This window comes from Paenibacillus alginolyticus DSM 5050 = NBRC 15375 (assembly GCF_000422905.1).
GTDB lineage: Bacteria > Bacillota > Bacilli > Paenibacillales > NBRC-103111 > Paenibacillus_E > Paenibacillus_E alginolyticus.
The window spans coordinates 1-9126 of record NZ_AUGY01000162.1 but is presented as its reverse complement, the minus strand read 5'-3'; the positions used below and the strand labels follow the sequence as shown (position 1 = coordinate 9126).

The window sequence follows — 9126 nt, the reverse complement described above, 5'->3', positions numbered from 1 at the left end:
CCTAGATTTCGCAGTTGAACCTCAATAAAATTGTCAATAGAAGTTGAAAAGGTGCGCCAGATCAAGGAAAATGGAAGTTATCGAGACCACCATAGACCCTTGAGAGGAGCACCCATAAGGTGAATATTAAACGAAATGTATCCACAAGTAAAGAGATGAATGTAGAGTTTTCGCTTCCCAATGCCACAACATTTGGCGGGGCACTCCCCGTGTTAACCTATATGAAAAAATTGAAGATTGAGAATCACTTTGCCGATGCGCTTACGTTTTCAAAGGGACCCACGGCTACGTATACGTTGCCTCAAATATGCCTGACCCAAGTTGCAGGAAGACTGCTTGGAAAGGAACGCATTTGTCACTTCGAAGAGATGGAGAAGGATACGTTTTTGGCTAGAGAACTAGGTCTTGCGGGCGGCAAATTACCCGACACGACGATCTTATACAGAGACTTGGATCGTTTCGACTCTGATGAAAAAATTCAGATGCTTAAGCTTGTCAATGATCAGGTGAACTTGCGACAACTGAAGAATCAAAAGACGGTTATTCTGGATTTCGATTCTTCCGTAGAGACGCTCTATGGTCACCAAGAAAAAGCCGCTGTAGGTTACAATCCAAGAGATCATGGGAAAGCAAGTTTGCACCCGCTGCTCTGCTTCGACGGTGTCAGCCATAACGCCTTGAACTTTGAATTACGTGCCGGTAATGCCTACACGTCAGATGGCACACCCGAAATGCTGGAAGATACTTTGAACCGTCTGCCTGACAACATCGAAACCCTTTATTGCCGTGGAGACAAGGGATTTGGCAGCGAGGAGATGTATGCGGCATCTGAAGGGAAGATGATCGGCTATGTCATCAAGATGAAACGTAGCAATCCCTTGTTCAAACTGGCGCTCAGCAGACCATGGTGCCGATTTTATGAGGGAACTCACATTATCGAATACACGGAGTTTGAGTACCAAGCGAACGGTTGGAGCATTCCCCGCCGCATTCATCATTGCTGTTCGTACCAAAGAAGTCGTGGACGAGGATCAAATGGCCCTTTTTCCAGAGTATGGCTGGGAATACGAATGGATCGTCACCAACCTTCTCTGGGAGGGAGAAGATATATGGCGTTTCTACAACCATCATTGCGGGATGGAAAACTACATCAAGGAAGCGAAGAACGGCTTTGCCTTAGACGCCATCACCAATGACGGTTTTTACCCAAATGCTGCTGATGCCATGTTGAAACTCATTGCTTACAACGTATACCAAGGATTTAAAAGCGAGGTTGCGCCAGACGCAGCAAAGTGTTACACAGTCTCTCGCATGAGAAGGGTCTTTTGGATCATACCAGCGATACTTGTTTCGCATGCAAGACAATGGACGCTTAAGCTGTGGGATGGCTTTGCAAAGAATGCGTTGTGGATAACCATGCTACAACGATCCCGTCACATCACCTGACGACAAACGACAACTGGAAACGAAGTTGTAACCCCTTGCTGGGAGGGGAAGCTATACCCTTTATAGGTTCATAACCCAAATTCATAATCCAAATTTGCATGCTTTTGGCATTTTCCTTGTGGATAATGTTATGCACATCCTAAGTTATTCACAGTGCGAAATCTATAATATATATATCAGATTCAGAAGTCTTGCTTCTCATTTACAGATACTTGGGAGGGATAGTCAACATGGACAAGCAGTTCATAAAGAGGTTACACACGCTCAATCGTCGCGACGAATTGAGATCAAGACTACTGATTGAAGGTATTAAACTCACTCTCAAACGAAAAAAGAAATTGACTTTATTTGGTAGGATTTTTAATCATAAAAAGAAAACAGTTATCGCTAAAGGATGGAACTAAAATGAAGCGAGCGGCGTTGACGCCGAAAAAACCTCCGAACGTCGGTGAACCGCGTTCGGAGGTTTTTTCGTCAAGATGCGGGCAGCGATTTGCTGCGAATACGCTCCATGATCAGAATCACGACCGGAAGCGTAACGATGAACCGCACAATTGCGGAAAATCAAACGCAATGCTTCATGATTAACCGTGATATCGCCGCTCACATCGGCGAGATTGTATAGCTCCATGTCGGTTTCATTCCTTCCAATGATATCCATTGGCATATCATTTGCAGAATGCCGCCTCCATATTCCGTATATATTCAGTTTATACAATCATCGTATGCTATCGGAAGTTGAACAAATCATTTTAATTCCGAGGTGTTGATAATCATGAAAACAACAAATGCAAAAGAACAACAACGCATTGCAATCGTAGGGGCAGGTCCAGGAGGATTGACGTTAGCCCGGATCTTACAGCGGCACGGCATAAAAGCCGTCGTCTATGAACGCGAGCCATCCCGCGCCAGCCGCCAGCAAGGCGGTTCATTAGACATTCACCACGATACTGGACAAAAGGCACTAAGAGAGGCGGGTTTATTCGAAGAGTTTAAAGCGCTCGCCCGGTATGAAGGACAAGACTTTCGCCTTCTTGATAAAACAGGCAAAATCTATTTGGACGAGATAGCTGAATCCAATGAAGGGGATCGCCCAGAAATAGATCGCGGAACGCTGCGCGAGCTGCTATTTAACTTCGTCGACTCTGATTGCATTCACTGGGGGCACAATTTGATCCAAGCGATTCCTTTGGAAAATGGCATGCATGAACTTCGCTTTGAGAACGGGCATGTTGATCATGTCCATCTTGTCATAGCTGCAGACGGCGCCTTCTCCCGCATTCGTCCGCTTCTTACGGATTCTGTACCTGAATATACCGGTCTAAGCATGATTGAGTTTTACCTGGATAATGCCACTATCGCTCATCCGGAGATCGCTGCTTTTAACAGACGAGGAAAACTGTTTGCCCTTGCGGATCATAAGGGTATATTGGGGCAGTTGAATGGAGACGGCCGCATCTGCGTGTATTTGGCATTTCAAATTGAACGAGATTGGCTGGATACTTGCGGCATTCCGTTCGATCAGCCAGAGGAAGTGAAACGGCAGCTGTTGCAGCATTTTAACGATTGGGACGAGTCGCTTAAGAATTATATCCGAGCCGCTGATGGCCCTATGCTCCCTAGACGCATATATATGCTGCCAGTCGGTCTCAAGTGGATCCACAAACCGGGCGTGACGCTGATCGGTGATGCGGCGCATCTGATGTCTCCTTTTGCCGGAGAAGGCGTGAACTTAGCGATGCGGGATGCCATGGAACTGGCGTTGTCCATCGTTCAGCATAGCGATGTCAATAAAGCTGTCGAAGCCTACGAAAAGAAAATGTACGCATATTCGTCCAAATCAGCTGAGGAATCGGATGCGAATCTCAAGCTCATCTTCTCCGATGATGCTGCAGCCAAATTGATGGATCTAATGAACCAATATCATGATCATCCATGAACTCCCGACCTTTAATTTACTAATAGCACTGATTTAGAGCGAAACATCATCGGAGAAATCCGGCGGTGTATTTTTTTTGAGTATTTAGGCATAAGCATGAAAAATGGCAGAAAAAAAACCAGCTTAAGAGGCTGGTTCTTCTTGTTTCCGCTCATTATGATTTTCTCCCCAAGCACACATCACTTCTGCTACAGGGATCAATGTTTTGCCATAATCACTAAGTGAATATTCTACTTTTGGAGGGACGGTAGGGTATACGGTTCTTTCGATCACGCCTTCTTGTTCCAAGTCTCGAAGATGCTGCGTAAGCATTTTTTGGGAGACGTCAGGTATAAGCTTTTCCAGATCGTTATACCGCTTAGTGGATTCCATCAAATGCCATAAAATCATCGGCTTCCATTTTCCACCTAAAACATGAATAACTGTTTCGATTGGGCATTCGCGCTGATGAATCATTGATAAATCACTCCCTTACCTTAAGTAAGTGCCGTACTTTAAAGTGCGTTCTTAACAGAATATTATTACCGATATACAATAAAGTCAATCAAATTGAATCGAAAAAAGGAGACGGACAAATGAGTAAATCTTATTGGGGACCAAGGTCAGTAACATTTTGGTTTGTGGGTGTTGTTACGCTGTTGATGTTGTTTTTAGGAGTAAGAGGTTTTATCCAGCCAGAAGCTGCGATTCGAGGTTTTGGCATACCGTTGCATGACACTGCTGATAGATATCTTGTTCACATAAAAGCAGATCGCGATCTTTCTATTGGTATCTTCCTACTAGCCTTGATGGTACTTCGTATGAGAAAAGCATTACTTGTTTTAATGTTAACTTCTATTTTAATGCCTATAATTGATGCCATATTGGTAATTACGAATGCAGTAGATAAAACACCTTCCTGGATTCATATTGTTACTGCGTTATATGGACTTGTTGTAGGTTGGATGTTGTATCGAGAAGAACAACGAGCCAAAACAGCATAGAACCGTATCATCATTAGTAGGATATTTTCCAAATTAAGGGAGGAACTACATGTATATTTACCTGTTATTCATCCATATCATCTCCGCCGTGACGGCTATTGCCGCAGTCATTAGCTATCCCTTGATTATGAGCAGCGCCCGGACAGTGGTTCAGGCCAAGTTCGCACTTGCGCTTCTGCAGAAAATGGCAATCCTGCTGAAATTCGGCGGTACACTGCTGCTTCTTACAGGCCTAGCGCTTGGCTTTATGGAAACCTATTTGTTCCGAGAGGTGTGGTATGTGGTCTCGATTGCTATCTTCATTGTCATTCTTGTCATCTTGGCTGGTCTGCTTCCCGCCGGCATCAAGCAGCAGCTTACGCTGCTGCAGCAGACGCAGGGCGATGATCTGCCTGACGCGTACAGAGTGAGCCGCAAACGCTCCGCCAGGTTGGAGGGGGTCGCGAATCTTGCGGTGTTCATCTCGATTTTACTAATGGTGTTCAAACCCTTCTAAGCTCGGGGCTGTACGTTTGCGCGTTTTCCGCGCTTATGCAGCACGGACGTTTAGCTGAGAAGTCGATTTCCGGCTTCTCAGACTCTTTCAACGAGCTTCGGCTCGAGGAACTCTCGCTGAAAGCACGTTTTTCGCGCTTATTTGTTCTTTTAGGGACAGGAGAGTTTTAATAATACAGAAACTTTCCAAAATGGTGGGCAGAATGCGTGGTAAAATTATTAACAAATGAATTAAGAGGGGGGATATCAATTAATGAAAATCAGAACGGAAAGAATTAGTGACTATGAAGAAGTATTTCAATTGAATTATTTGGCTTTTCAGAATAGGGAAGATGAATCCAGGCTGATCGAAAGAATTGGATTATCGGACCAATTTATCCCTGAATTATCTCTTATTGCAGAAGAGAATCATCATATTGTAGGCCACGTTGTATTTAGTAAAGCAGAAGTAGTTGACGAAGAAAATAGTCATGAAGTCATTGTACTTGCTCCTATTGCAGTGATGCCAAGTCACCAGAAAAGAGGAGTAGGTAGCAAACTCATTCAAGAGGGTTTAAAAAGGTGTGCAGAATTAGGTTATGAATTTGTTTTCTTGATAGGACATCCCACTTATTATCCTAAATTTGGATTTAAACCAGCGAAAAAATATGGTTTTGAACTGAAGCAATTTCGTGTACCTGATGAAGTCTTTATGTTCTGTGATTTAAAAGAAGGAACGGCAACCCAACAAATAAAAGGTGAGTTAGTATATCCTAAGTCATTCTTAATATAAATTTCGAACGATTTTCTAACAAAAAATAAGTGCTTAATAAACAAAAGGATAGGGGATTATTCATGCAAACCGTTTATGTTTTGTCGGGACCAGCGGGAATTGGAAAATCAACGACTTCAAGAGCATTGGTAAATGCTTTAAAAAACAGTGCCTATATTTCAGGAGATCATATAAGCCATATGCATGTAAATGGTCGTAAGAAACCATGGGAAAGCAAAGATGAGCTATCTCTCATTTGGAATAATATCTTGAGTCTAACTGAAAATTTCGTTACCAACGGAGTAGATGTTGTTGTCGATTATGTTACTTTTCCAGAAGATGTCCTTTGGTTAAAAGATAAGCTGGCGGAATTTAATGTTAATGTTGTCTATGTGGTTTTGTGGACAGATATTGAGACGCTTTTAAAAAGAGACCAATTGAGAAAGAAAGAACATCAAATGGGAGAACGATGCCTGATACTAATGGAAGAGTTCAACAAATCAGGATTAGACGCCAAATATTTGCTTGATACAAGTAAAAAAAACGCAGAAGATTTGGAACAGGTTATAGAAGAAATTATGAACAATAATCAATTCAGATTGGATTGACTCCTAGGACAGAACGAATACGAATATGACGATTGTCACCTCGATCCGATGACTTGATTCACTTTTGATACACACTCTTAAAGGGGATAATAAGATTATAAAATCCTTTAAGGGAGTGTTCATTACTATGAATTCAACAGTATCGATGATGATTTCGGCTTTAATTTTTTTCTTTATCTTGCGTGGACAATTAAGCGGCATGCGTAAGCCGTTAAAAACATCGGGAGTAACGTTGCTATTGCCTATCCTATACATTTCTACTTCGCTTATGCAATTGTTCGATCCATCGCTGCATATCCGCGAAGAGCAAGTAATCATTGCTTTGTTGATTGGTATGATTGTTTCGATTCCGCTTATCTTGACGACCAACTTTGAAGTTCGAGACAATGGCAACACGTTTATTAAGCGTAACAAAACGGTTTTTGTGCTGCTGATCGTGATCTTTGCACTGCGTTTCCTCGCGATTGCGACTATAAAATCAATTGTTCCAAGCACACTTAGCTTTATGTGCAACCTGATAACCTTTGGCTACATCGCGACTTGGCGGATTATTAGTTTTATTAAATTCCGAAGTGTCAGCTCGAAGCAAGCTGTTCTGAATGTTTAACACAAATAAAGCAGGCGCTGCAGCGGCCTGCTTTGTTCATTGTGAAGCACGAGGTTCATTTCATTTTATCAAAACCTACTTTAAAGATAATCATCAATAATCCAGTATAGGGTACCGACATGAGCAAGCCCAATAACGGTTTGCGATAATGAATACGCAGCATGATAAACATGATCATATCGAAAAAAGATGACCAAAATAGGTTCCATCCGTTGTGATATGTGATTGATCCACATTTTACAGCTACAAATTCAAGCAACACAAAAATACCAGTGAAAAAAATGATGTAATAAGCCTGGGAAAGAAGTTTGCGATTTCGCGAGTAGTTCGATAGGTATATCCAAGTCGATACAGGCATGCCAATCAGAATAAGTAATAGGATCGGAATCGTGGCAACCGGAAGACCATTCGGCTCCATTTGCCAAAGTTGATATTGATAACAGATCAACTCATAGAGACCATTACTTAACGCAGCAAAGAGGAGTGTTGGATAGTACTGCTCCCAGTTTCGGTCCGCAAACCAAAGAGCTGCTAGCAGCCATAAAACCGAGTATAAAATCGCAACCAAGGGATTTCGAACTCCTTTGTATATGTTAAGTCCTTATTATTCCAATTCATCCATCGTTCATACAAATGTTATTTGTACAGATATCGTTAAAGGTGTAAACAACAAATAACGAGTTCAATCCTATACGAGCAGTCTAAAACTATATGTTCTAGTTTTGGACTGCTTTTTTATTTTCCAAGTAACGCACAGATGACTTTCTTTTGGTAAATTTCACAGTAATTGATAAGCCAATATTATCCCTCAAAAAGAGAAATGTTGCCTATTAAATTCTTCCAATGAGCAATAGAATCACAAATAGAAGCACAAAAATTGGTTGGTTTGAATGCGTTTACAATAACGGGCGAGCTTGTTTTTGTGTTTCGGATTGCAGACTGCAAGAGAAGGAGGAAGAACGCGATTTACTAAAATTCGGGAGGGATAATGACGAATGAAAATGACGAAAAAAATGGCAAAGAAGTTGATCAATCTCACGATTCTACTGACACTTATGTTCACCATGCTGCCTAGCATGATCTTTGCAGCAGCATCGGGTGCACCTGGAACGCCTAACATGAATCAAAACAACTGGGATAACAGCCCGAACTACACCATTGGTTTCGATATGTGGTGGGGAAACAACGGTTCATCTTGGAAATTATATGAGAACGGTGCTGTCATACACACAAGCACATTGACTGATAATTCTCCTAATGCCCAATCGGCAACATTTGCTTTCACAAATAAACCATCCGGTACTTATGTGTACAAAGTTGATCTAATCAACTCCTTCGGCACACAAACTTCCGGCAACCTGACTTATACAGTTATAAACGGCGGGGGTGGGGATCTACAAGCGCCTTCTGTACCCGCTAATCTTGTTTCCACAGGTAAAACCTCGACATCCATAGCTTTGAGTTGGAGCGCTTCAACTGACAATGTCGGCGTAACTGGCTACGAAGTATACGACGGCAGCACAATGCTTACAACGATAACTGGCACATCCTTCAATGTAACAGGACTTACGGCAAACACGTCCCATACATTCACTGTGAAAGCGAAAGATGCAGCTGGCAACAAATCGGCGGCTAGTAACGCAGTTACTGTAGTAACAGATCAAGCACCTGCTGATACGCAAGCTCCAACCGTTCCAACGAACTTGGCCGCAGCAGGCACGACAGCTACTTCGATTACCTTGACATGGACAGCTGCTTCAGACAATGTTGGAGTAACGGGCTATGAGGTTTACGCAGGTTCTACACTGAAAGGCTCTGCAGTAGGAACAACGATCAATGTTACAGGCTTAACACCTAACACAACGTACAGTTTTACTGTAAAAGCCAAGGATGCAGCTGGTAATTTATCTGCTGCAAGCAGCGCTTTAACTATAACTACGACCAATGCGTCTACGACCTACAAGTGTTTATGATCAAATGAAAAGGGATGGTTTTATCATTAGAAAATCCCTGGTGTGATCATCAGGAATTCCCTGGTATGATCATCGAAAAATCCCTGGTCTGAGCTGGAAATTCTTCTGTGGTATTTGAGAGATTTCAGCCCCTTTCGGTCATCCAATTGACGTACAATTCTTCTTGCAGAGATGCAAGGAGGAGAAAGGATGATGAAGAGCATGGAGCAGATCCACCGAGTCAAAGAGTTACAAATGCAGCAACAGGGGCCCTATCAGATCGCCAAGGAATTAAAGATGGATGTGAAAACCGTCCGCAAGTATATGGCCAAAGAAGACTTTTCT

At 42.5% G+C, this 9126-nt stretch carries 11 protein-coding genes and 1 pseudogene; 9 read left to right on the top strand and 3 right to left on the bottom strand.

The window, feature by feature from the left end; translation table 11 throughout:
• Positions 1-119 precede the first annotated feature (119 nt).
• Both G519_RS46385 and G519_RS53830 read left to right on the top strand, forming a co-directional pair.
• Positions 120-1196, top strand: coding sequence for a transposase (locus G519_RS46385; protein ID WP_036633693.1), 1077 nt, complete (start codon positions 120-122; stop codon positions 1194-1196).
• Positions 1108-1446: a transposase gene (locus G519_RS53830; RefSeq protein ID WP_369073757.1), complete on the top strand. Its 339-nt coding sequence runs from the start codon at positions 1108-1110 to the stop codon at positions 1444-1446. The genes G519_RS46385 and G519_RS53830 overlap by 89 nt, the downstream gene beginning before the upstream one ends.
• 400 nt (positions 1447-1846) lie before the next feature.
• Here G519_RS53830 and G519_RS0136515 read toward each other — a convergent pair whose 3' ends face one another.
• The gene (locus G519_RS0136515) at positions 1847-2077 is read right to left on the bottom strand and encodes a hypothetical protein (RefSeq protein ID WP_127528328.1); all 231 of its coding nucleotides are present in this window, start codon (positions 2075-2077) and stop codon (positions 1847-1849) included.
• Between the two features lie 144 nt (positions 2078-2221).
• On the opposite strand from G519_RS0136515, the gene G519_RS0136510 reads away from it, so the two are divergent.
• Positions 2222-3385, top strand: coding sequence for an FAD-dependent oxidoreductase (locus tag G519_RS0136510; protein WP_036635259.1), 1164 nt, complete (start codon positions 2222-2224; stop codon positions 3383-3385).
• A gap of 123 nt (positions 3386-3508) precedes the next feature.
• On the opposite strand, the gene G519_RS0136505 is transcribed toward G519_RS0136510, so the two are convergent.
• Entirely contained in the window at positions 3509-3841 is a 333-nt protein-coding gene (locus G519_RS0136505; RefSeq protein ID WP_029198784.1) for a winged helix-turn-helix transcriptional regulator, read from the bottom strand.
• Positions 3842-3960: 119 nt separating this feature from the next.
• On the opposite strand from G519_RS0136505, the gene G519_RS0136500 reads away from it, so the two are divergent.
• From G519_RS0136500 to G519_RS0136480, 5 genes are all read left to right on the top strand, one after another.
• A complete protein-coding gene (locus G519_RS0136500; protein WP_029198783.1) occupies positions 3961-4368 on the top strand; it encodes a DUF4267 domain-containing protein in 408 nt (135 codons plus the stop codon).
• Between the two features lie 49 nt (positions 4369-4417).
• Positions 4418-4864 carry a DUF2269 family protein gene (locus G519_RS0136495; RefSeq protein ID WP_029198782.1) on the top strand — a complete coding sequence of 149 codons (447 nt, stop codon included), beginning with the start codon at positions 4418-4420 and terminating at the stop codon, positions 4862-4864.
• Positions 4865-5116: 252 nt separating this feature from the next.
• On the top strand, positions 5117-5635 hold the full coding sequence (locus tag G519_RS0136490; RefSeq protein WP_029198781.1) for a GNAT family N-acetyltransferase: 519 nt from the start codon (positions 5117-5119) through the stop codon (positions 5633-5635).
• A 62-nt stretch (positions 5636-5697) separates the two neighbouring features.
• Entirely contained in the window at positions 5698-6222 is a 525-nt protein-coding gene (locus G519_RS0136485; RefSeq protein WP_029198780.1) for an AAA family ATPase, read from the top strand.
• Between the two features lie 127 nt (positions 6223-6349).
• On the top strand, positions 6350-6829 hold the full coding sequence (locus G519_RS0136480) for a CcdC protein domain-containing protein (protein ID WP_029198779.1): 480 nt from the start codon (positions 6350-6352) through the stop codon (positions 6827-6829).
• Positions 6830-6884: 55 nt separating this feature from the next.
• On the opposite strand, the gene G519_RS0136475 is transcribed toward G519_RS0136480, so the two are convergent.
• On the bottom strand, positions 6885-7397 hold the full coding sequence (locus tag G519_RS0136475; RefSeq protein ID WP_029198778.1) for a CBO0543 family protein: 513 nt from the start codon (positions 7395-7397) through the stop codon (positions 6885-6887).
• Positions 7398-7824: 427 nt separating this feature from the next.
• Between G519_RS0136475 and G519_RS48220 the strand changes: the two are divergent.
• Positions 7825-8772: pseudogene (locus G519_RS48220) on the top strand (fibronectin type III domain-containing protein); the annotation flags it as partial.
• Positions 8773-9126: the final 354 nt, after the last annotated feature.